Below are 23,678 nucleotides of genomic sequence, written 5' to 3'. Positions count from 1 at the left end.
CGGAGCATCGGGACAGAGGCGCCACCCGCAGGCGACACCAAGGACGGCCTCGGCTGACCTCATCCCGATTTGCCAACGAGCCTTAGTCGAAAAGCCCGGTCACGAACAGCACGATCGAGTCCCAGACACGCTTGAAGATGCTGCCCTCTTCGACACCTTCGAGTGCCACCAGCGGCTCCTGACCCAGCACTTCGTCACCGGATTTGATCTCCAGCGTGCCCACCTGTTGCCCTGCCTGAATCGGCGCATGCAGCGTCTCCGGCAGATTGAGGCGTGCGGTCAGGTTGTCGGCGCTGCCTCGCGGCACGGTCATGCTCACTTCGTTTTGAACGCCGAGACGAACGGTGTCGCTGTCGCCACCCCAGACTCGCGCTTCATTGAGCACGGAACCGGCATCGTAGAGCTTGCGAGTCTGGAAGAAACGAAACCCGTAATTGAGCAGACGCTGGGTTTCCGCGGCACGGGCCTCGTCGGAGTTGGTCCCCATGACCACCGCGATCAGGCGAGTGTCCTGCTTCTTGGCAGAGGCAACGAGGCAGTAGCCGGCAGCTTCGGTATGCCCAGTCTTCAAGCCATCGACATCCGGATCGCGCCACAGCAGACGATTGCGATTGGGCTGACGAATATCGTTGTAAGTGAAGTACTTTTCGGAATAGACCTGATAGTGATCAGGGAAGTCCGTGATGATATGGCGCGCCAGAATCGACAGATCGTGAGCGGATGAGTAATGATCGTCGTGCGGCAGCCCGGTGGGGTTCATGAAGTGAGTGTTCTGCATACCCAGACGCTGGGCCTGCTGATTCATCAGATCCGCGAAGGCCGATTCGCTACCCGCAACGTATTCCGATAGCGCCACACTGGCATCGTTGCCGGATTGCACTACCACGCCACGCAGCAGATTCTCGACACTAACCTGCGTGCCTTCCTGAATGAACATGCGGGAGCCGCCGGTACGCCACGCATTTTCACTGATACTGACCATGTCGCTATCGGAGATGCTGCCACCGTCGATTTCCTGCTCGACGATATAGGCCGTCATCATCTTGGTCAGACTCGCTGGCGGTATGCGTTGGTCGCCATTGTGATTGACCAGCAATTGACCTGTGGAGGCATCCATCAGCACCCACGAAGAGGCAGCCAGATCGGGCGGCGACGGAATCAATTGGCCCGGCTCCGGATTGGTCTTCGACATCTGGCTATCCGGGGTGGGCTGCTGGGCGCTGGCCGGAGATGAAAGCAGTCCCAGACATAGCGATGCGGAGATGACCAGGCGTGAAACAGATGAAGTGAACAACGCTTTCATGACAATCGGGTTCTCACTGGACGAGGGTTACTGAGTGGGCGCTACCAAGAACACTTGGCCGTAGCCGGCGTCTCGCAGGGTAGCCCTGATGGATTCGAGCGACGCCAGGTCATTGATAGGCCCGACCTGGACACGATAGAGAGGAGACGCATTGTCAATGCGAACCGGCTGCGACAGCAAGCCCTGCAGCCGGCTTTTCAACGCTTCGGCCCCGGTTTGCGAACCCAGCGCGGCCACTTGAAGATAACGACGCCCTGCCGCCGAGGTAGCCTTCGGGGTCGTCATCGACGCCGCCCCGCTCGACGCGCCTATGTTTGACGCCCCCGGGTTCAACGCCCCGGTGTTCGACGCTGCCGACAGAGAAGGCGAAGGCGCGCGCGAGCTCGCCATGCCGTCATCGGCCGCCGCGAGAACCGGGTCGATACTCGACTCGTAGTCCAGATTCGAGTCATGACGGGAGGCGTTCGTTTTCAGCGCCTGAATGGATGACGACCGGGGCGGCTCGGCTACGGGCCGTGAAGCGGCATCGTTACGAGCCAAGCGCGTCGACGAATCGTCCGAACGCCCATGATCACGAGCCCAGGCAACGGGATCGATCGCCTCGACCTTCACTCGACCGGTACCGCCTTTCAGGATGCCCAGGCGCGCGGCCGCGGCATAGGAAAGGTCGATCAATCTATCGCTGTGAAATGGACCACGGTCGTTCACTCGCACGATGACCTTGCGGCCGTTGTCGAGGTTGGTGACTCGCGCATAGGTCGGCAATGGCAACGAACGATGTGCCGCCGACATCTTGTACATGTCATAGGTCTCGCCATTCGCGGTGTCGTAGCCCTGAAACTTGACCCCGTACCAGGAAGCACGACCTTCGGCCGTGTAACCGGTGGGGTCGTCGAGCACGTGATAGGTCTTGCCCCAGACGGAATAGCTCGAGCGGTTGCCGCTCCTGGAACGAGGCTCGACCTTGGGCACCGCATCCGGAACGTTGGCCACGTCTTCAGGGGTATCCGGATAGGCATCCCGGTCCATCGAATAGCGTCCGCCGCCGCTCTGCGAGCCTCCACCACCGGCACACCCGACCAGCAGCGATAGGGCCAGCATCGCGCCAAGCCCCCGCCAGTTAGCGCCGTACCAGAACGTCATGCGCCCTCGTCCAGGGTCGTCTGGATACGCTGGGCCAGCGTGGCGACTGCCATGGCATAGAGGTGACTATGGTTATAACGCGTGATCACGTAAAAGTTATTCAGTCCCATGACATAGCGGACATGGCCGTCGGCAAAGTCCAGCGCCAGTGGAACCACCTTATCGGTGGATACCAGATTACCTGCCGTGGGCTCGATACCGACGCGCTTCAGCGCCTCGACCGGGGTACTCGGTGGCTCGGTGCCATTGAATCCAATCGACGGTGGCAACGTCTCGGGGCCGCCGGCCTCGACCAGCACCGGTTGATGACGCTGCCAACCATGCTCGCTGAAGTAGTTGGCGATACTGCCGATGGCATCGACCGGATTGTTCCATAGATCCTTAAGGCCATCGCCATCGAAATCGACCGCGTAAGCCTGATAACTTGTCGGAATGAACTGGGGGTAGCCCATCGCTCCGGCGTAGGATCCATACAAAGTCGACGGATCGACACCCTGGCCCAGGGTAATCTCGAGGAACGCCTCCAGCTCGCCGCGAAAGAACGCTCCGCGGGAGGGATGGTGGAAAGCCAGTGTCGACAGCGAATCCAGCACCCGGTGAGTGCCCTTATGTCGGCCATACTGGGTTTCGACTCCCAGAATCGCGACGACCACTTCCGGAGGCACGCCGTAGACCCGTTCGGCCCGCGCCAGCGCCTCATGGTTGGCCTTCAGAAACGCCACACCCTGCTGAATTCGCTGTGGCTGGATGAAGATATCGCGGTATTCATCCCAGCGCAGACGCCGCTCTGCCGCGTGACTCATGGCGTCCAGCACTTGCGGTCGGTACTCGGCCGCCACCATCGCCGCATCCAGTTCACGACTCGGCAACCCTTGCTCGGAGAGCGAGTCGAGCATCGCTCGCACTTGCGGATGTGTCGCGGGGTCGAAGTTTTCTTCCGCCTGCACAGCCGGAATCACTGAACACAAAAGCCCTGCCAGCAACAGCGTGATGCTGAACCGGCGTTCCTGCTTACAACGCAGCGCCATGCGCGAATGACTCCCTGCCTGCGACTCTTCCGCCATTAGTGTGTCAATAGCCGGCGGTGCGTGTGGATCGACATGAGAATACCGAAACCGGCCATCAAGGTCACGCTGGAGGTCCCGCCGTAGCTGACCAGCGGTAACGGCACCCCGACAACGGGAAGAATGCCGGTCACCATGCCGATATTCACGAAGACGTAAATGAAGAAGGTCAAAACGATGCTGCCGGCCAACAGGCGCCCGTAGGTATCCTGCGCGTTGTTGGCCATCACCAGCCCGCGCGAGACCAGCAGCAGGTAGAGCACCAGAATGGTAGTCATGCCGATCAGGCCGAACTCCTCACCGAGCACCGCGACGATGAAGTCGGTATGACGCTCGGGCAGAAATTCAAGCTGGGATTGCGTTCCCAAACCCCAGCCCTTGCCCTCGATACCGCCGCTACCGATCGCCGTCTTGGACTGGATGATGTTCCATCCGGCGCCCAGTGGGTCGCTTTCCGGGTTGAGAAAGGTCAACACCCGCTGACGTTGGTAGTCGTGCATGTTGATCCACAGCAGCGGCATCGCCGCTCCCGCCATGCCGACCAGGGCGAGAATGAATTTCCAGGAAAGACCCGCCAGCAGAATCACGAATACCGCCGCACAGGTGACCAGCAAAGAGGTCCCCAGATCCGGCTGGCGTGCAATCAGCAGTACCGGAATACCGACGATCACGGCACACACCACCAGGTCGCGCCAGGTCGGTGGCAATGGCCGGCGGTGAAGATAGGCTGCCAGCATCATCGGCATGGCGATTTTCATCAGTTCCGAGGGCTGAAACCGTAACGGGCCGATCTCCAGCCAACGCTGGGCCCCCATGCCGATATCACCCATGATCTCCACGGCGACGAGCATCAACAGACCGGCACCGTAAGCCACGGGCGTCCAGCGAAAGAGAATACCAGGTGAAATTTGCGCTATCACGACCGCGCCCACCAGCGCTACACCCATGCGAATGGCCTGGGCCATCGTCGTCGACGCCGACATGCCACTGGCGCTGTAGAGTACGACCAATCCGAACGAGATCAGCAGTAGCAGAATCGCCAATAGCCATGGATCGAGATGCAGTCGCAGCCATAGCGAGCGCTTACGACCCACCCGCGCTCGCTGCGTTCGCGGTGCAACGCGTTGAAAATCAATCGCCATCGATACTCTCGACTTCTTCATTGACGGTGGTGCCCGGCTGCGGTTCCAGCGCGCTATCAGGCAGCAACCAGGCATCGGTTAGCTCACGGCCGAGCCCGGACACCCCGCCGCCGGCGTTCTCGACGATGACGGCGATCGCGATCTGAGGATCTTCGACAGGAGCGAACCCGATAAAAAGGGCATGATCGCGCAGACGCTCGGTCAGCTCGTCGGCGTCGTACTTCTGATTCTGGCCCAACGAAAAGACCTGAGCCGTGCCGGTCTTGGCCGCCATCTCGTACTGCATGCCTGCTCCAACCTTGCGCGCGGTCCCTTCGGAACCGTGGAGAACCGCCTCCATGCCGCGGTAGACGTCCTGCCACCAGCGTGCCTGATCAACCTGGACATCCGGCTTGGTACCCGCAAACGGCGGCTCGATAGCCTCATCACCGACGCGCTTGGCCAGATGAGGTCGTACCCAATGCCCGTGATTGGCCAGCGTCGCGGTGGCTGCCGCCAGTTGCAACGGTGTTGCCATGAAATATCCCTGGCCGATACCCGCGGATAGAGTTTCGCCGGGATACCAGACCTGGTTGTATTTGTCGCGTTTCCATTCCCGCGATGGCATCAGGCCCGGCGAGGCGCCCTGGACATCCAACGAGGTGATCTCGCCAAAACCGAACTGGTGCATGATGGTCGAGAGCCGGTCGATACCCAGCCGGTAAGCCATGGTGTAGAAGTAGGTGTTGTTGGAAACTTCCAGCGCTCGCTCGAGATCGACACGGCCATGCCCCCAACGCAGCCAGTTATGGTAGCGCCGCGTATCGTTGGGCAGTTGGAAATAGCCGGGGTCGTAAATGATGTCATTGGGCTTGACTACCCTATTCTGCAGGGCTCCCAGCGCCTCGAATGGCTTGATGGTAGATCCCGGCGGATACTGGCCACGAACCGCGCGGTTATAGAGCGGCAGATCGAGATTGTCCTGCAGGGCCCGATAGTCCTTGTAAGAGATCCCGGTCACGAACTTGTTGATGTCGAAACCCGGCGCCGAGACCATCGCGAGGATATCGCCCGTCTTGGGCTGAATCGCGACGATTGCGCCCCGCCGGCCGTCCAGCAGATCGTAGGCCATGTGCTGGAGGCGACTATCGATGGTCAGTTCGATGTCCTTGCCCGGCACAGACGGGTCCCGATCCAGCTCGCGCAAGACTCTCCCACGGGCGTTGGTCTCGACCTTGCGCAGACCGGCCTTGCCATGCAGATGGTCCTCGTAGGTGGACTCGACTCCCGTCTTGCCGATGAAGTGAGTGCCTGCGTAGTTGCCCGGATCCAGCTCGGCCAATTCATCGGTGTTGATGCGTCCGACATAACCCAGCACGTGCGACATCACGATCGGATCAGGATAATAACGCATCAATTGCGCCTCTACCTCGACCCCGGTTAACAGGTAGCGGTTCACCGCCAGACGTGCGATCTGATCTTCACTCAGATCGCTCATTAATAGCGCTGGCTGGTAGGGACGCTGGCGCTGAAGAGAACGCGCGCGAAAGGCATCCACTTCGCTCTCGGGCAGATCGAGAATATCGATCAGACGCTGCAATGTGGTATCGAGATCGTCGACACGCTCACGCACGATGGTGAGGTTGTAGGTCGGACGGTTTTCCGCCAGCAGCTTGCCGTTACGGTCATAGATCAGACCGCGCCGTGGAGGTAATGGCTCGACTCGCATACGATTGCTGTCGGAGCGGGTAATAAAGACGTCGTGCTCGATCACCTGCAGGTAGAACAATCGGGAAAGAAGGCTTCCTGCCATCAACACGATGATCAGTACCGCAACTAGCGAACGATTACGGAAAACACGAACCTCGCGTTCGTGATTCTTGACGTTTTCCCGACGTTTACGCATGACGATAACAGCGATTCAGCACGACGCATGGTTTAGAACGGGCGCAGCGTTCAAGGGCGTCGCTTTCGGTGGCGTCAAGTGGAAACAAGCGACTGACTCTCTGGATCAACGGTGATACGGGTGGCCTGCGAGCAATGACCAGGCACGATAGAACTGTTCCGCCAGCAAGACTCGCACCAGCGGATGCGGCAAGGTCAATGCAGACAGTGACCAGGATTGTCGAGCGCGGGCAACCACACGGGGGTCCAGCCCTTCGGGGCCGCCGACCACCAGTGCGATGTCCTGTCCTTCCTGGCGCCACGCACACAGGCGTTCGGCCAGCTGCTCCGTGGTCCAGGACACACCTTTGACCTCCAGCGCCACGATATGTTCCTGATCACGCAGCTTTTCCAGCATCCGATCGCCTTCGGCCTGGATCGCCCGCGCGACATCCGCATTCTTGCCGCGAGCCCCCGGCGCAATTTCGACGACCTCGAACGGCATTTCACGCGGCAACCGCTTGCGATACTCCTCGACGCCCGCCTCGACCCACGCCGGCATGCGCGAGCCAACGGCAAGCAGTCGAATCTTCATCCGCGAAGCTCTTGCCGATCCGTGGTTTCCGCCGACCGCTGTGCATCGGTGGGCAAGTCTGCCCAGAGACGCTCCAGGTCGTAGAGCTGACGGGTTTCCGGCATCATCACGTGAGCGATCACGTCACCCAGATCGACCAGCACCCATTCACCACCCTGCTGCCCCTCGATACCCAGCGGGCGCAGTCCGGCGTCCTTGGCCTTCTCGACCACGTTGTCAGCGAGCGCGGAGACATGGCGAGAGGAGGTTCCGCTCGCAACGACCATGACATCGGTCACGCTGGTCAATGCGGCCACATCCAACTCGACCACATCGCGAGCCTTCAGCTCCTCGAGCGCTTCCACCACCAATGATTTAAGCGTATCTGTCTGCATAGCTCCTCGTTATATAACCCCTTGAACGGGGAATCGCGTCTCCCGGAATCCGAGAGACGCGCATTTTACTCGGATAACCTCTGAACGCCAGCCCTGGGCTCGCGATAGAGACCCTGGTTGTCAATGTAGCGCTCGACGGCCTCGGGGAGCAGATAGCGCACGCTGAGCCCCCGCTGCAGGCGTCGACGCACGTCGGTCGCGGCGATGGCCATCCGGCTAGGCAACCGCAGTCGCAGCAGATTGCCACCCGGCGCCGCCATCAGCGCCTCCACTGTCGACACCTCCCGCCCTTCGATCAGCGCCGCCAACTCCGACTCCAGTGGTGCTTCATGATCGGGCCGGTCGATCACCACGATATGCGCGAGCGACAACAGACGCTCACGCTGATGCCAATCGGGAAGCCCGAGAAAGGCGTCATGACCAACCGCCATGACCAGTCGGGCCTGATCACCCCACTCTGCACGCAGCGACGCCAACGTGTCGACGGAGTACGAGTGACCGGCGCGGCGCACTTCGCGATCGTCCGCCACCAGCCCCGGGGTACTGCCAATACCGGCTTCCAGCATCGCCAGACGGTGTTCTGCTGAAATACCCGGGGCCTGTCGATGCGGCGGCACATGGACCGGAATCATATGTACCGCGTCAAGCGCCAGCGCCTCGCCCAGCTCGACGGCACTGCGCAGGTGCCCCAGATGAACCGGATCGAACGTCCCCCCCAACATGGCGATACGGGGAATGGACGCGTCTTGATCTTCAAGAAGGGGAGCTTGCAATTCAACCTCGCACATGACCATCACCGAAGACGACATATTTTCGGGTTGTCAGCCCCTCGAGCCCGACCGGGCCGCGGGCATGAAGCTTGTTGGTCGAAATGCCGATCTCGGCGCCCAAGCCGTATTCGAAGCCATCGGCAAAGCGTGTCGAGGCATTGATGATGACCGAGCTGGAATCGACCTCGACCAGGAACCGCCGGGCCAACGTCAGATTTTCGGTCACGATCGCATCGGTATGCTGGGAACCGTAGGCATTGATATGGTCGACGGCCTGATCGAAGTCGTCGACGACCCGGATCGCCAGGATCGGTGCCAGATACTCCGTCGTCCAGTCTGCCTCCGAGGCCGCGACGGCATCGCCGATCCACTCTTGCGTACGCGAACACCCGCGCATTTCGACGCCCTTCTCGCGATAGATAGCCGCCAAGCGCGGCAGTACCTGCGCGGCAATGTCGACGTGCACCAGTAATGTCTCCATGGTATTGCACGGCGAGTAGCGCTGGGTCTTCGCGTTGTCAGCGATCGCGACCGCCTTGCCGAGATCCGCAGCGGCGTCGATATAGACATGACAGATGCCATCGAGATGCTTGATGACCGGTACGGTGGCCTCGCTGGCGACGCGGGAGATCAATGACTTGCCGCCGCGCGGGACGATGACGTCAACGAACTGCGGCATAGTGATCAAGGCTCCCACCGCGGCACGATCCGTCGTCGCCACCACCTGGACGGCAGTCGCGGGAAGCCCGGCATCCTCGAGCCCCAGCCGAATGCATTCGGCGATCGCGGCATTGCTGGCCGCTGATTCCGAACCGCCCCGCAGGATACAGGCATTGCTCGATTTCAAGCAGAGACTGGCCGCCTCGACGGTCACGTTGGGGCGCGACTCGTAAATGATGCCGATCACTCCCAGCGGCACCCGCATCTGGCCGACCTGAATACCGCTCGGCCGATAGCCGAGACCCTCGATTTGCCCGATCGGGTCAGCCAATGCTGCCACCTGACGGACACCGCTGATCATGGCATCGATTCGCTCAGGGGTCAGTGCCAGACGATCCAGCAACGCTTCGCTCAGGCCGTTGTCGCGACCCTGCTGCAGATCCTGCTGATTGGCCAGCGCCAGCATGGGGCGCGCCGCATCCAAACGAGTCACGATAGCTTCGAGGGCGGCATTCTTGCGCCCGCTGTCGACGCGTCGCAAAGCCGCGCTGGCGGCCCGGGCCTGTTGCCCCAACGTCTGCATGTACTGGACGATATCCTCGACCTGGGCGGTCGCACTCTGCTGCATGGTGTACTATTCCGTCTTGATGATGGCTCGATGGTAACCCGCTCTGGCTCGACTAGAGGTCGAGATCCGAAGTCTCTCGACAAAGGCGAAGAGCGACAAGAGAAAGTCAGGTCCCGGTGATACGATATCCCGTTGTCGTTCATCGCGGTTCAAGTCGGGCGTATTCAGGCTATACGGTCAGTCACGGCACATGCGATAGTGAGCCACTAACCGCGCCTGTCACTCGCAATCGGTCCAATATAAGCCACCATGCAAAGCAAGTACAAAAGCCTCGGCGGCACCCAAACTCTCCTGGCATTGACCCTGCTGCTTGCCCTGCTCACGGGCTGGCTGGCCGAAGAGGCCGTCAGAGCGATTGCCTGGCTAAGTGGCGCCATCTTCGCGACCTTGCTGATCCGCTCATCTTCTTCGCGAGTCTCGCGCTGGTTTCCGGTCGCGATCATCCTGCTATGTGCCCTGATGCTTGCAACGAACCACACTGAAGCCAGTCTCTGGCTATGGTTGTTACCCTTATGTCTATCGCGTCTGACTGGGCGAGTCGGGGTAGCCCTTAACGTGGCAGCCTACGTGGCGAGCGTGGCCGACATCGGTTTGACCTTACCGGTGCCGACCGCGATCGTCGCCAGCACCTCGTTGGCGATCGTATGGCTTCTGTGTCTGGAACGACAAAGGCTTTCGACGGCGGCACCGCCTCACACGACGTCCGGATGGCTGCTTCCTCCTGCCCAACTCGACGCCGATATTCAAAATGAATTGAAGCGATCCGAACGCGAAGCACTGCATAGCGAGGTCGCCCTCTATGGCTGCGCTCGCTCCACGGCTAGCGATATGGATCAGCTATGTCGCTGTCTTCGCCAGGAACTGGCGCCATACGAACGTGCCTACCGCCTTAACGACTACGGCGTCGCGGTCATCCTGGTAGCCAACCACGCCGAGGCCGCCTACCTACGCCGACAGCAGTTGAAATATGCCATCGCTCCACAGCGCGAGATCTCCTCGACCCCCCTGGCAGAGATCGGCGACCGCTTTACCAGCTACCACAGCAAGCCGCCCATGCGGGTTTCGGAGATGCAACCGTGGCATTGAGCCGCTATAAGCTGGGCGCACAACTACTCACACTGGGGTTACTGATAGGGCTCGCGCTGTGGGAACACCTGATGCGTCATTACGACCTGATCCTGCCGCCCACGTTACTCGCGATTGCGCTGTTGATTGCGATACCGTTGCAATGGCTTGGCCATCTTGGCGAGACATTGGCCGACCGTCTGCTTCTGGTCGGCGGACTGATCCTGTGCGCCGTGGAGGCACCAGGCAGCGCGACGCCCATGCTATGGCTGGGCCTCTCAGTCACTCTCAGCTTCCTGTTGCTGACGCCCCTGCCGGCCCTGCTACTGTCACTGGCGATCGTGCCGGCCCTGCTTTATCTGCTCGGCGACGCGCAAATGACGCTTTTCAATCTGGCGCTCGGCTGGTGGTTGACGCTCGCCGCCGCCGTTTTGACCGTGTTTTTGGATCGCTCTTCCCCTGCATCGCGCTTCACGCTCACTCCGTGGCGCCGAGACAGGCGGCTTTCCGGCACCGGCATCAGAGAAAGCCTGAAAATCGAAGTCGCCAGGGCGACCGAGCTCCACCGGCCGCTGAGCGTCCTTGTCGTGTATATTCCGCAGCTGGATCAGGCCAGTGACCAGTTCGGTAGCCACTTGCGCGAAATTCTGTCGGCGAGTTTCAGCGACGTGGTTTCCAACAACAGTCGTCAGAGCGACCTCCTCGGCGAGCACCGTGCCAACGTTTTCTGGCTGATGTTGCCCAATGCCGCGGAACCTGGCGCTATCGCAGCTGCCAAAAGGCTCTCGGATGCAGTCACCGCGATTACCCATCCTGAAATCGGGTCTTTGGAAAGTTATAGCCGGGTGTGTACATTGCAGGCCGATGAAAGTGCTGAACGTTTTTTACAACGCCTCGAAGCCGCCGCCAACAAGTTGCTGGAACCTCACGCTTGAATATCACCCACTGGCTATACTCTCTCGCCCCACCACCAGGACCGCTACTCGTCATCATCCTGGCGGTAGCGTTGATCGAATCGCTGGCCGTCGTCGGTATCGTGGTCCCCGGCGTCGTACTGCTGGGCGCCGCGGCATCGATCGCCGGCCACGACGATATTTCGGTCTGGCTGGTGCTGATCGCCGGTATCGTTGGCGCATTCATCGGTGACAATCTCAGTTTCTGGCTAGGCCGAACGCAACGCCGCCGGATACCGCATTGGTGGCCGCTAAAGCAGCATCCCGAGTGGTTGAGCCGAGGCAACGAATTCTTCCAGCGATTTGGCATTCTCTCCGTGGTCATCGGCCGTTTCATCGGCCCCGTGCGTCCGTTCATTCCGATGATCGCGGGAATGTTGTCGATGCCTACGAGGCGATTCGTCCTCGTCAACTTCGTCTCCGCTTTGGCCTGGGCTCCCGTCTACCTGCTGCCCGGCTACCTGCTGGGTCGTTCGTGGGAAGAACTGATGCAACTTCCGCACGGGGCCGAACGTTGGTTGCTGACGCTGTCGCTGTCGGTAGTGGCCCTGGCGCTACTGTTCTCGACCCTCCGCTATCAGCTCAGCGGGGACGGAAGCTTGCATCGTTGGCTGGAAAAACGCATGACCCGAAGCCCCTTGATGGCTCGAGGATGGAACGCGCTTTGCTCGCCTCCGCCCGCGAATGAATTTCCTCTGGCGTCCTTGTCGCTGTTGCTGACAAGCCTGATTGCCCTGGTCGTCTGGACGGCATGGGTGCTGATGCACAACGGGCCGCTGCCCATGGATCAACAGATCCATTCCCTCGCCAAACTGCTGCAGCGCAGCTGGCTGGTCGGAACCAGCGAGACGCTGGCAGAGATAGGCGATGCGCTGGGCATCAGCGTGCTGATGGCGCCTTGGCTACTGTGGTTGCTTTACGCCAAACGTTTCGCTGGACTACTGCATATCGCAGGTGCCCTGGGTCTCATCGCGGTCAGCAATACTGTATTCAAGGATCTCGCCGGCCGGGCGCGGCCAGACACTCCAGACTACCTGACCGGTTCGATGTCTTATCCCAGCGCCCATACCTCGACCATTGTGGTTGTGGTCGGCTTGACGGCAGCTTTCGCCGCCCAGGTAATGCCGCAACGGTACCGCGGATATGCCTACTGGCTAGGAATTGTCGTCTGCGTGCCCATGGCGTTGTCGAGGCTTGTGATTGGCGTCCATTGGGCAAGCGACCTAATCGGAGGCGCTTTGCTCGGGCTCACGGTCTGTGCGCTGACCCGCATCAGCTACCAGCATTTTCAGCGGCCCGACCGCGACATGCCACCCTGGGTCTGGCTGTGCATCGCCTCGCTGGCATTGGAGGCCGGACGCGTGGTCGTCTTCGCCCCCGTCTGACTCTCCTGCCCTCGACTACCGTCTACTATCCATCGCCATCTTTTTTACGCGGACACGCCTTAGTCCCCCCAGCGGGGCATCAGAGTTTGAGCGATACCTAACTGGTTGAGAATACGGGCGACGATGAAATCGATCATCGCCTCGACGCTGTCCGGCCGATGATAGAATCCCGGTGCTGCGGGTAGCATGACGGCGCCCATATGCGTGAGCTTGAGCATGTTATCGAGATGCACCGCCGACAGCGGTGTCTCTCTGGGCACCAGGATCAGCTGTCGCCGCTCCTTGAGCGCCACATCCGCAGCACGCTCGATCAGGTTATTGCTGGCCCCGCAGGCAACGGCGGAGAGCGTGCCGGTCGAGCAAGGGCAGATCACGAGCGCCTGCCAGTTTCCGGAACCCGAGGCTACGGGGGCCATCCAATCTTCCCTTCCGAAACAGCGAATCTGCCCCTCTCCAGCGCCGAATCGCACCCTCAGATCCTGCGCCAATCGATCCGGTTGTGCCGGCAGCTCGATCTCGGTCTCAACCGCAATCACGCGATGAGCAGCCTTCGAGACCATCACATAAACTTCATGCCCCGCGCCGACCAGACATTCGATCAGTCGTAATCCATACTGCACCCCGGAAGCGCCGGTCAGCGCCACAGCAACCGGAGCAGCATAGGGTGGAGTGGAATAATGCGTCCGAGACGTGGAATCAGCGTGTAGCGCCATGACGGACCTCCAGTGCGTGCAGCAGCTTGTCGTGGATACCGCCAAATCCACCATTGGACATCACCACGATCCGATCGCCTGGCGAGGCCGTGTCGACGATCTGAACGATCAATGTCTCAAGGTCGCTCTCGACCAGGCTGGCAGAATGTCGAGCCACGACTTCGGCAAGTGACCAGTCAAGCCCGGGAGGCTGATACCACCAGACACGCTCGGCCGTCGACACGCTGTCGGCCAGACGCGTTTTCATGGTGCCCTGGCGCATGGTGTTGGAGCGCGGTTCGATCACCGCCAGCAGCCGACCGCCGTGTCGATCCCGATGTAGTCCTTCGAGGGTCAGCGCGATCGCCGTCGGATGATGAGCAAAATCATCCAGCACCTGAATACCGGCCACTTCACCGCGCACTTCCTGACGCCGCTTGGGAGCCTTGAATGTCGCCAAGGCCTGGCAGCCGTCGACTAGCGACACACCCAATTGATTGGCCGCTGCCAGTGCCGCCACGCCGTTGGCAGCGTTATGCCGACCGCTCAATCCCCAGCGTACCGAATGACGCTCACCGCCATATTCCACCGTAAAGGCACGGCTGTCATCGGGATCGGGCACCAACTGCCAGTCACTTCCGGAGCGTTCCCCAAAGCGCTGAACCGGCGTCCAGCAACCCTGCGCCAGGACTCGCTCCAGCGCCGGTTCGCCATCGGCAACCACCAACCCGCCATTGCCGGGTACGGTTCGCACAAAATGGTGGAACTGGCGTTCGATAGCCGCCAAGTCGGGAAAGATATCGGCATGATCGAACTCGAGGTTGTTAAGGACGGCGACATCGGGGCGGTAGTGAACGAATTTCGAGCGCTTGTCGAAAAACGCCGTGTCGTACTCGTCCGCCTCAACGACGAAAGGCGCACCGGGTGCAGAAAGACGAGAGGAAAGACCGAAATTGCCCAGCACGCCACCTATCAGAAATCCAGGTTTCAGCCCTGCCGTTTCGAGTATCCAGGCCAGCATGCTGGCCGTCGTCGTCTTGCCATGCGTTCCGGCTACGGCCAGCACCTTGCGACCGGGCAGCACATGCTCCGCCAGCCACTGCGGCCCCGAAAGGTAAGGAAGCTTGGCGTTGAGTAACGCTTCGATTTCCGGATTACCGCGCGAAAGCGCGTTACCGACGATGACCAGATCGGGCGTCGGCTCCAGGTTGGCGGCGCGATAGCCTTCCATCAACTCGATACCGATTTCCTCGAGCTGGACACTCATCGGGGGGTAGACATTGGCATCCGAGCCGGTAACGCGATAACCCAGCGCCGTCGCCAGACGCGCCAGACTACCCATGAAAGTTCCACAGATCCCCACTACGTGAACGTGCATACCACTCTCTCCACCACACTCCCCCACATGAACCGGCGAGCCTAGCACGGCCTCGAAAACCGAGCCACCGACGCCATGTCATGGGTATTGCTGCCGATACCAACGCTTTTGATTGCGATGCCAGCACTTGTAACGTTTTCCGAACGCTGCCTCGTGGTCTGTTCACATCCGGGCGATACGAAAATGAACGAGAACCTCAATCAGCTTTTCCTGTCATCCAGTAGTGGCAGAAAAATGACCGCGCCAATGGCACCGCTATCGTATTAACAGGCATACGCCTTTCGGCTATCCTAGGCGCGCATCTGTGACTCGTATCATCCTCGCCATGCACTGCCCTGAATAACGGCCACTCCGCGACCGCCCACCCGGCATCATCGCGCCCTGTCCGGTATCAACGCATAGCGAAGGCTCCAGGGCCGATCGCCTCTACCGCAAGCTGGTCAGAACAGTCATTACCGGTGGGGGTTCCGTATCGCCGGATCAACGACACGAGCTCAGCAAATCGAACATCAGGAGATGAGAGCCGATATGGCCAAGCATAATGCCTTTTACGCACAGTCCGGTGGCGTCACCGCCGTCATCAACGCCAGCGCCTGTGGCGTGATCGAGGCCTGCCGCCGCCATGCGGACCGCATCGGCCATCTCTATGCTGGACATAACGGCATTATCGGTGCCCTGCTGGAAGACCTGATCGACACCAATCAGGAAAGCGATGAGACCGTCACCGCCCTGCGCCATACGCCCGGAGGCGCCTTCGGCTCCTGCCGCTACAAGCTTAAGTCGATCGAGCAGAATCGCGCCGAGTACGAGCGTCTGATCGAGGTCTTCAAGGCTCACGACATACGTTATTTCTTCTACAACGGCGGTGGCGATAGCGCAGATACCTGCCTCAAGGTCTCGCAATTGTCGGAGACGATGGGGTACCCGCTAACGGCGATTCACGTACCCAAGACTGTCGATAACGATTTGCCGATCACCGACAACTCACCGGGCTTTGGCAGTGTGGCAAAGTACGTAGCCACCTCGACTCGGGAGGCCGCACTCGATATCGAGTCGATGTGTGCCACCTCTACCAAGGTATTCATTCTCGAGGTAATGGGTCGCCACGCGGGCTGGATCGCGGCTGCCGGCGCGCTGTCCGGAGACTCACCGGAAGACGCCCCGCACGTCATCATCTTTCCGGAAATCGCCTTTGATCGAAAAATCGTCATGGCGCGCATCGACGAAGCCGTCAAGCGTCACGGCTTCTGCGTGATCGTGGTGTCCGAAGGCGCCCAGTACGCCGACGGCTCCTTTCTCGCCGATGGCGGCAGCACCGATGCTTTTGGCCACAAGCAGCTCGGCGGTGTTGCCCCCGCCTTGGCTTCCATGGTCAAGGAGGATCTGGGCCACAAATATCACTGGGCGGTAGCCGACTATCTACAGCGCGCTGCCCGACATATCGCCTCAAAGACCGACGTCGACCAAGCTTACGCGGTCGGTGAAGCCGCGGTGGAATTGGCATTGAGCGGTCAAAATTCGATGATGCCGGCGATCAAGCGAGTCTCGGAGTCGCCTTACACCTGGAAGATCGAACCAGCGCCGCTGGCGGAGATCGCCAACCATGAAAAATTCATGCCTCGGGAGTACATCAGCGAAGATGGCCTCTACATCAGTGAAGCCGGACGACGCTATCTGGCTCCGCTGATTCTGGGCGAAGACTTCCCGCCGTTCGAGAATGGCCTTCCCAAGGTCGCTAAACTGAAAAAAGCCAAGGTCGAGCGCAAACTGGCCGCATTCACGCTATAGCCCATCCGGCTCAGGGCGCGGGCGTCGACCGCGCCCGCCTTCCAGAGACTTCTCACATCTCACCTCTTGCCTCTGTCTCTCACCCCGCGCCATCCGGCGTTCAACAGCCGAACTATTGGCGAATTGTCGCTATTTGGATACACGACTTTTTTAATATGGAAACAGCGTTCAAGAACGCGATCCCCGAGCGATTAACAGAATTTTACGGATTATACTTAGTGTATCTGGAAACGAGCGGTGTATCTGGGGACGAGCGTCGCAGCGGCTGATTCGGTCGCGAGTGGCCGGTCGCCGACTGTGATTTACAGAGAATTGCCGTTAACCAGAAGAATTCCAGCAAAAAAACCGCAAGGTTTCAGTGCTTAGCCTTCCGCGAGAACTGGCAGGCACCCAAGCAATCGACGCGGATGGAAAAGGAGCAAGACCATGAACAAACCGATCATCATTGGCGGCATCATTGCCGCGCTGGGCATCGCTGGCGGCGTGGCCGTGGGCTCTTACCAGTCTTCCGAGGACGGTCCTCGTTATGCGGATATCGTCAGCGTCGATCCGATCGTACAGACGACCGAGTCCCCCCGTCAGGTCTGCAAGAACGTGACCGTGACCCACCAGCGCCCGGTGGAGGACGATCATCGCATCGCCGGCACCGCCATCGGCGCCATCGTCGGCGGCGTCGTGGGCAATCAATTTGGCGGCGGCAGCGGCAAGAAGATCATGACCGCCGCCGGTGCCGTGGGCGGGGGTGTTGCCGGTAACCAGGTCCAACAACGGATGCAGCAAGGCGATACCTACCAGACAACGGAACAACGCTGCAGCACCGTCAACGACAGCAAGGATGAAACCGTCGGCTACGACGTTCGCTATCGCTATGATGGTGAAGTCCACGAAGCCAAGCTGGATGACAAGCCCGATGATGACCGAGTACTGATGCGCGATGGCAAACCGCAATGGGACGAAGGCGGTCAGTCTTCCTGATCGCGAGGCCTACCCGTTCGCTTCTACACGACCCCGAATCCTTGATTCGGGGTCGCTTGGTATGGACGCCCAATGGAACGCTAGATTGAATTCCGGCGGCACAGGATATGGGCCGAGGAAACGCAATCCTCCCTTCACCAAATGCCTGAAAATTCTTTAGAGAAATACCCTAGCGCCGCGTGGATTTCCTGGGTCGCCCCTGGGGGCCAACTGGCCGACTCAGCGCGATTTCAATGGCACGCTCCCGCTCGATACCATTATCCATCAGCTTTTTGATTCGCGTTTTCAGTGTTCCCACGGGCATGCCAATGGCCTGGGCGCGCTGAGATAGAGTCTCAGTCCTGGCCTCGCTTTTCTTCCGGCATGGAACAGTCTGAAAATCTCGTGGGGTCAATTTCATCGTATTTCCGAGATGAACTTTCAATTACCGGAATGAAATCTAATTTGGTTACAATTAACTGTAGCTTAGTCTAAATTCCATGAAATTAAATTTTACTTAGCAGCTACTGTGACAAAGCGTTGCGGGCGTCTGCTATCGACCGCCGCACGGAAATCATCACGACGCTTGGTCGGGACCCTCTTAGTCACCGAATCGCCGTGAACAGCCATCCGAGTTGAGACGGTCCGTGAAAAGAGTGGTGTAACTCAGGAGGGCCGGAGGTGGCCGATGGATGGAATCGCCATCGAGCAAACGGCAAAAAAACGCCCGCCATACTTCATCACTTTGAGCTGAAGTATGCCGGGCCAAAAGATCGCGAAGCGCGACCATGAACCTCTGAGGTCAAAAGCACGCGCTCATTGGCACGCTTTCATCCGATTCTTCGTTCCTCTACCCGATAGGGCGTATATCCATCCAGCTTATCGTTAAGCCAATGTAAATTTGCCCGATGAAAATCAACATCTGGTAGAAAACTGCTCAAAAACACCGCCATGAACACTAGATTAGCAGTGTCTTTGCATAAAGAGGAAGCGGAATTTTCACATACTTTAGTGTTGGCGGATGAGTGGAGTCCATCGGTTCATGGGACACAAGCACGCCACCTAGCGCCCACCGCACACCTTGCAACCGGGATCTCTAGGCAGCGCAAAATGGCGCCATTCGCCGAGGAGAGCATCGAACGTCGATAACCCTCGATGGGGCTGGCCGGCCCCGCTGACAAGCTTCATCGCTTCCAGCGCCTGAAAGCTCCCGATCATCCCCACCAGTGGTGATATCACTCCGCTTTCGGCACAGGTCAACGAGTCGTCATCACCTCGTTCTCCGTAGAGACACGCGTAACACGGCGACGCCAGTTGACGCGGATCGAATACCGCGAGTTGACCCGAGAAGCGAATGGCGGCCCCGCTGACCAGCGGTGTGCGAGTATCGACACAGGCCCGATTGACCGCGAAACGGCTGGAAAACCGGTCCGTACAGTCCAGCACCACGTCAGCAGCCTCGACCTCCGCCAGCAATGCATCGCCGACGAGACGGATCTCCAGCGGACGAATTTTGCAGGTGGAGTTGAGACTACCAGCGGCAGCGGCAGCCGATTTCGCCTTGGGCTGCCCCAGCGATGCTTCCGAATGCGCGATCTGGCGCTGAAGATTCGACAGCTCGACGACATCGTCATCGGCAATGCACAGACATCCAATGCCCGCGCCGGCCAGATAGAGCGCTGCCGGCGACCCCAGACCACCGGCACCGATTATCAGCATGCGGGAAGCCAGCAGCCGCTCCTGGCCCACGATGTCGATTTCCTCGAGCATGATATGTCGGCTGTAGCGCAATAGAGCTTCGTCGTTCATGAACCTTCCTGAAGCGCAGGAACGGCCGTCACCGACCATCGCACCTGCGCGTTATCGGTCGTCTTCCGGATAGAAATCAGGAATCGGCAACGCCAACTCCTCCTTCACCTCTTCCATCACGACGTAGCTCTTGGATTCCTTGACACCCGGTAACGTCAGCACCACATCCCCCAGTAATTGACGGTATGCCGACATCTCGGGAATACGGCATTTGAGGATATAGTCGAACTGCCCCGACACCAGATGGCACTCCTGAATTTGCGGCAGAGTGGCGACCGCCTTGCGGAACTCATCGAAGACCGCGGGCGATTGCGTGTTCAAACTGATTTCGACGAACACCAGTAAATTAGCCCGCAACGCTTGCGGGTCGAGCACGGCTTTGTAGCCGCGGATAATGCCCGCCCGCTCAAGACGCTTGACCCGCTCTAGACAAGGCGTCGTCGATAGACCCACCTGCGATGCCAGATCCACATAGGAGATACGGGCGTTATCCTGCAGACAGCGCAGAATGTTGAGATCGATTCGATCGAGTGATCGAGACTTGGCTTTCATTGGTGTAATTGTTCCAGCCGGTGAATTAAAGCGCTCCGTGAATGGCACGAGGCCGAACGAGGATCATCCAACCGCGTGGCGCGAGCATCCATGAAACGATGTTTCATCGACCCCGCCGCCAGCAGCGGGATTATTACTATCACAAAGCGGTTACGATTCACTAACTAGCTGGGCAACTGTCGTTCAACGCTACCCGGTTAACGCTATCGCAACAGGGAATGGCATCGACCGCCTTCAGCCAGGCCACTGCCCACCGGTTATTCGCTCATGCCCTGCGAGATCCTGCCGTGAAACAACGCTCACAAAACCGCAACGCACTAGAATGTCCTGCACCTGCCCTGCCTGCGCGTAGCCATGCTCCAGCCACAGCCAGCCTTCCGGTTCCAGATGGGATGGTGCATGTCGGGCCAGCCATGCCAGGTCGGACAGGCCGGCGGCTTCGGCGACCAGCGCCGAGCGTGGCTCGAAACGAACATCGTCGCGCGTCAAGTGGGGGTCGTCGTCGGCGATATAAGGAGGATTGGCAACGATGATGTCGAAACGTCGTCCGGAAAGCGCGGAAAACCAGTCGCTCAGGAGAAAATTCACGTTGGAGATCGCGAGTTTTCTGGCATTCGACTGCGCCAGCGTGACTGCTTCAGGGGCGAGATCGACCCCGGTCACCTGCCAATCCCGGCGCTCGCTGGCCAAAGCCAGCGCCACCGCGCCGGTACCGGTACCCAGATCGAGCAACTTGCCACTCACCGCCGAAGCCGACTCGAGAGCCACCTCGACGAGGCGCTCGGTATCGGGACGCGGGATCAGCGTCGCGGGCGACGTCTGCAGGTCCAATCCCCAGAACTCGCGCGAGCCGGTCAGATAAGCCACCGGCCATCCTTCGCTGCGGCGCTCGATCAACGCGTCGAAGCAAGCGAACTGGTCGGCCGTCAGCGCACGGTCACTCCAGGTATAAAGCCAGGTTCGGCTGTGCTCGCAGACATGCGCCAACAACACTTCGGCATCGAGCCGCGGCGTCGGCGATTCGAGAAGTCGTCCAGTCGCTTCGCGCAAGGCGCCATCGATCGTCATCACTCGCCCTGCAGCGCCGCCAGCTGATCGGCCTGATATTCGTTGACCAAGGGTCGGATGACCTCATCGAGGTCCCCAGCGATGACTTCGCCGAGTTTGTAGAGCGTGAGATTGATACGGTGGTCGGTGAGACGCCCCTGGGGGAAATTATACGTGCGGATGCGTTCGCTGCGATCGCCCGACCCCACCAAAGATCGGCGAGTATCGGCCTGATGCTGACGCTGTGAGTCCACGGCTGCCTGCTTCAATCGAGCCGCCAGCAGCGACATCGCCTTGGCCCGGTTTTTGTGCTGACTGCGCTCTTCCTGACACTCCACCACCAACCCGGTCGGCAGGTGCGTGATGCGGATGGCGGAATCCGTGGTGTTGACGTGCTGCCCCCCGGCGCCGCTCGAACGAAACGTGTCGACCCGCAGATCGCTGCTGTTGATCTCGACGTCGCCGACTTCGCTCGCCTCAGGCATCACCGCGACCGTACAGGCGGAGGTATGAATCCGTCCCTGGGACTCCGTCGCAGGAACCCGTTGTACGCGGTGAGCACCCGATTCGAACTTCAACGCGGCGTAGACGTTATCGCCCTTGATCCTGGCGATGATCTCCTTGTAACCGCCCTGCTCGCCATGGCTGGCGCTGACCACTTCCACGCCCCAGCCTTTCTTCTCGGCGTAGCGGGAGTACATGCGAAACAGATCGCCGGAGAACAGCGCCGCCTCGTCACCACCGGTGCCTGCGCGGACTTCCAGGAAGACGTTGCTCTTGTCGTCCGGATCTTTCGGCACCAGCAGGCGCTTGACCTCTTCCTCGAGTTCCTCGAGTTGTGCCCGTGAGGCACGCCACTCTTCCTCGGCCAGTTCGCGCATCTCCGGATCGCTGTCCTGGCGCATTTGATCGGCAGCCTCGATATCGCCTTCGGTGCGTCGATAAGCGAGCCAAGCGGCGACCAGCGGATCGAGCTCGGCATACTCGCGGGAATAATCGCGGAAGCGCGGCTGGTCGGTAATCACTTCGGGTTCGGAGAGTAGCGCCGATAGCTCCTCGAAACGTTCCTGGAAGGCATCGAGTCGTTCGCGTAAAGACGCTTTCATGCCCAGTCCTGTATTGTCATACCGAGTCCTGTGTCGTGGCGGGCCCTTCGATGAGCAAGTTATCGGCGGCCTGAATGATGTCGTGACGAGACTGGCCCGACGCCTCGCGCAAACGCAGGGTCGGGCCATGCATCAACTTGTTGGCGAGTTGATGGGAAAGCCGTTTGATGACCGCTTCCGGATCTTCTCCGCGGGCCAGCTGTGCCAGTGCCTCAGCCTCGGAATCGCGTCGTAGCGTTTCTCCATGTTGCCGATAACGGCGGATCAGATCCCCGGCGCCACGCACCCGCCGCTCGTGCAACCAGTGGTCGACGCCACTGGCGATCAGCGCTTCGGCCTGACGCGCGGCGACTTCACGGTGGCGTCGGTTCTCGGCGATCACCTGCTGCAAGTCGTCGACGCTATAAAGGAAGACATCGTCGAGATCCCCCACTTCGGGCTCGATGTCACGTGGCACGGCGATGTCGACCATGAAGATGGGCCGATGGCGGCGCACCTTGAGAGCGCGCTCGACCATCCCCTTGCCGAGAATCGGCAGTTCGCTGGCCGTGGAAGCGATGACGATATCGGCCTGCTCCAACGCCTGTGGAATCGCACTGAGCTCGATCGCTTTGGCATCGCAGGTTTCAGCCAGCGCCTGGGCCCGCGCCAGCGTACGATTGGCGACGGTCAGTCCCATGATACCGGCTTCGCGTAAGTGACGGGCCACCAGCTCGACCGTCTCGCCGGCACCGATCAACAAGGCGCGGGCACGACTGAAATCGTCGAAGATCCGACTAGCCAGGCTGACCGCAGCGTAAGCGACAGACACCGGATTTTCGCCGATCGAGGTTTCACTGCGGACCTGCTTGGCGACGGAAAACGTCTGTTGGAACAGCCGCTCGAGCTCGCTGCCAAGTCCCGCATGCTGGCGCGCGATCTGATAGGCATCCTTGAGCTGCCCCAGAATCTGCGGCTCACCCAGCACCATGGAGTCCAGCCCGGCCGCCACGCGCATCAGATGTTTCGCCGCCTCGCCCTCGTGGTAGTGGTAGGCGCAACTCAGCAGTTCCTTCGCGGGCATGCCGTGAAACGCGCCCAGCCACTCGAGCAGCTGGCTCTCGCCATCGGCTACGGTGATGCAGTAAAGCTCGGTGCGGTTACAGGTCGAAAGCACTGCCGCCTCACGCACGTCGGGCAAGGCCCGCAACTGAGTGAGCGCAGACTCGAGCTGTGCCGGTGAGAAGGCGACACGCTCACGCATGTCGACCGCAGCCGTTCTATGATTGATACCCAGAGCTAGCAGCGTCATGAAATCACGGTCAATTGTCTTACGTGGACCCGGCGTTTGCGTCTACGAATGCCGTTGGAGCAGCGGCGGCAAATCAGGATGACGCCCACTACGGGCCAAGGAGCACGGCACGGGTC

General features: G+C 60.1%; 21 protein-coding genes. 5 read left to right on the top strand and 16 right to left on the bottom strand.

Translation table 11 applies throughout. The features are described from left to right. Positions 1–82 precede the first annotated feature (82 nt). From DOM27_RS10300 to DOM27_RS10260, 9 genes are all read right to left on the bottom strand, one after another. Positions 83–1,303: a D-alanyl-D-alanine carboxypeptidase family protein gene (locus DOM27_RS10300; RefSeq protein WP_110655908.1), complete on the bottom strand. Its 1,221-nt coding sequence runs from the start codon at positions 1,301–1,303 to the stop codon at positions 83–85. A 27-nt stretch (positions 1,304–1,330) separates the two neighbouring features. After that, positions 1,331–2,446: a septal ring lytic transglycosylase RlpA family protein gene (locus tag DOM27_RS10295; RefSeq protein ID WP_425353291.1), complete on the bottom strand. Its 1,116-nt coding sequence runs from the start codon at positions 2,444–2,446 to the stop codon at positions 1,331–1,333. Beyond that, positions 2,443–3,474 carry a lytic murein transglycosylase B gene (gene mltB, locus DOM27_RS10290; protein WP_110655907.1) on the bottom strand — a complete coding sequence of 344 codons (1,032 nt, stop codon included), beginning with the start codon at positions 3,472–3,474 and terminating at the stop codon, positions 2,443–2,445. Before mltB ends, DOM27_RS10295 begins: the two co-directional genes overlap by 4 nt. A 35-nt stretch (positions 3,475–3,509) precedes the next feature. After that, positions 3,510–4,652: a rod shape-determining protein RodA gene (gene rodA, locus DOM27_RS10285; RefSeq protein ID WP_110655906.1), complete on the bottom strand. Its 1,143-nt coding sequence runs from the start codon at positions 4,650–4,652 to the stop codon at positions 3,510–3,512. Then, positions 4,642–6,537, bottom strand: a complete 1,896-nt coding sequence (gene mrdA, locus DOM27_RS10280; RefSeq protein ID WP_110655905.1) for a penicillin-binding protein 2 — start codon at positions 6,535–6,537, stop codon at positions 4,642–4,644. Before mrdA ends, rodA begins: the two co-directional genes overlap by 11 nt. Positions 6,538–6,642: 105 nt before the next feature. Continuing rightward, positions 6,643–7,110, bottom strand: a complete 468-nt coding sequence (gene rlmH, locus DOM27_RS10275) for a 23S rRNA (pseudouridine(1915)-N(3))-methyltransferase RlmH (protein WP_110655904.1) — start codon at positions 7,108–7,110, stop codon at positions 6,643–6,645. Next, a complete protein-coding gene (rsfS, locus tag DOM27_RS10270; protein ID WP_110655903.1) occupies positions 7,107–7,484 on the bottom strand; it encodes a ribosome silencing factor in 378 nt (125 codons plus the stop codon). The genes rlmH and rsfS overlap by 4 nt, the downstream gene beginning before the upstream one ends. 65 nt (positions 7,485–7,549) lie before the next feature. Next, the gene (gene nadD / locus DOM27_RS10265; RefSeq protein WP_245392713.1) at positions 7,550–8,206 is read right to left on the bottom strand and encodes a nicotinate-nucleotide adenylyltransferase; all 657 of its coding nucleotides are present in this window, start codon (positions 8,204–8,206) and stop codon (positions 7,550–7,552) included. A 52-nt stretch (positions 8,207–8,258) separates the two neighbouring features. After that, entirely contained in the window at positions 8,259–9,542 is a 1,284-nt protein-coding gene (locus DOM27_RS10260) for a glutamate-5-semialdehyde dehydrogenase (protein ID WP_110655902.1), read from the bottom strand. A 249-nt stretch (positions 9,543–9,791) separates the two neighbouring features. Between DOM27_RS10260 and DOM27_RS10255 the strand changes: the two genes are divergently transcribed. The 3 genes from DOM27_RS10255 to DOM27_RS10245 are packed head-to-tail and all read left to right on the top strand — an operon-like array spanning position 9,792 to position 12,945. After that, the gene (locus DOM27_RS10255; RefSeq protein ID WP_110655901.1) at positions 9,792–10,628 is read left to right on the top strand and encodes a hypothetical protein; all 837 of its coding nucleotides are present in this window, start codon (positions 9,792–9,794) and stop codon (positions 10,626–10,628) included. Next, the gene (locus DOM27_RS10250; protein WP_157956748.1) at positions 10,619–11,542 is read left to right on the top strand and encodes a diguanylate cyclase domain-containing protein; all 924 of its coding nucleotides are present in this window, start codon (positions 10,619–10,621) and stop codon (positions 11,540–11,542) included. The genes DOM27_RS10255 and DOM27_RS10250 overlap by 10 nt, the downstream gene beginning before the upstream one ends. Next, positions 11,539–12,945, top strand: coding sequence for a bifunctional DedA family/phosphatase PAP2 family protein (locus DOM27_RS10245; protein ID WP_110655899.1), 1,407 nt, complete (start codon positions 11,539–11,541; stop codon positions 12,943–12,945). Before DOM27_RS10250 ends, DOM27_RS10245 begins: the two co-directional genes overlap by 4 nt. Positions 12,946–13,004: 59 nt before the next feature. Here the strand turns inward: DOM27_RS10245 and DOM27_RS10240 are convergent, their stop codons facing one another. Together DOM27_RS10240 and mpl are read right to left on the bottom strand one after the other, a co-directional pair. Further along, positions 13,005–13,658 carry a flavin prenyltransferase UbiX gene (locus DOM27_RS10240; protein WP_110655898.1) on the bottom strand — a complete coding sequence of 218 codons (654 nt, stop codon included), beginning with the start codon at positions 13,656–13,658 and terminating at the stop codon, positions 13,005–13,007. Then, the gene (gene mpl / locus DOM27_RS10235; RefSeq protein WP_110655897.1) at positions 13,642–15,015 is read right to left on the bottom strand and encodes a UDP-N-acetylmuramate:L-alanyl-gamma-D-glutamyl-meso-diaminopimelate ligase; all 1,374 of its coding nucleotides are present in this window, start codon (positions 15,013–15,015) and stop codon (positions 13,642–13,644) included. The genes DOM27_RS10240 and mpl overlap by 17 nt, the downstream gene beginning before the upstream one ends. A gap of 528 nt (positions 15,016–15,543) precedes the next feature. Between mpl and DOM27_RS10230 the strand changes: the two genes are divergently transcribed. Together DOM27_RS10230 and DOM27_RS10225 are read left to right on the top strand one after the other, a co-directional pair. Next, positions 15,544–16,803 carry a 6-phosphofructokinase gene (locus DOM27_RS10230; protein WP_110655896.1) on the top strand — a complete coding sequence of 420 codons (1,260 nt, stop codon included), beginning with the start codon at positions 15,544–15,546 and terminating at the stop codon, positions 16,801–16,803. Positions 16,804–17,229: 426 nt separating this feature from the next. Then, entirely contained in the window at positions 17,230–17,778 is a 549-nt protein-coding gene (locus DOM27_RS10225) for a glycine zipper 2TM domain-containing protein (protein ID WP_110655895.1), read from the top strand. A 1,041-nt stretch (positions 17,779–18,819) separates the two neighbouring features. Here DOM27_RS10225 and DOM27_RS10220 read toward each other — a convergent pair. The 5 genes from DOM27_RS10220 to hemA all read right to left on the bottom strand — a co-directional run bounded on the left by DOM27_RS10220 (position 18,820) and on the right by hemA (position 23,562). Further along, on the bottom strand, positions 18,820–19,566 hold the full coding sequence (locus tag DOM27_RS10220) for a HesA/MoeB/ThiF family protein (RefSeq protein ID WP_110655894.1): 747 nt from the start codon (positions 19,564–19,566) through the stop codon (positions 18,820–18,822). A 51-nt stretch (positions 19,567–19,617) separates the two neighbouring features. Then, positions 19,618–20,118, bottom strand: coding sequence for an Lrp/AsnC ligand binding domain-containing protein (locus DOM27_RS10215; protein ID WP_110655893.1), 501 nt, complete (start codon positions 20,116–20,118; stop codon positions 19,618–19,620). Between the two features lie 234 nt (positions 20,119–20,352). Further along, positions 20,353–21,186, bottom strand: a complete 834-nt coding sequence (gene prmC, locus DOM27_RS10210; RefSeq protein WP_110655892.1) for a peptide chain release factor N(5)-glutamine methyltransferase — start codon at positions 21,184–21,186, stop codon at positions 20,353–20,355. Further along, a complete protein-coding gene (prfA, locus tag DOM27_RS10205; protein WP_110655891.1) occupies positions 21,186–22,271 on the bottom strand; it encodes a peptide chain release factor 1 in 1,086 nt (361 codons plus the stop codon). Before prfA ends, prmC begins: the two co-directional genes overlap by 1 nt. A 16-nt stretch (positions 22,272–22,287) precedes the next feature. Next, positions 22,288–23,562: a glutamyl-tRNA reductase gene (gene hemA / locus DOM27_RS10200; protein WP_110655890.1), complete on the bottom strand. Its 1,275-nt coding sequence runs from the start codon at positions 23,560–23,562 to the stop codon at positions 22,288–22,290. Positions 23,563–23,678: the final 116 nt, after the last annotated feature.

It is taken from the genome of Salinicola halimionae, from assembly GCF_003206065.1.
Lineage (GTDB): Bacteria > Pseudomonadota > Gammaproteobacteria > Pseudomonadales > Halomonadaceae > Salinicola > Salinicola halimionae.
This window is presented reverse-complemented; position numbering and strand designations above follow the sequence as displayed.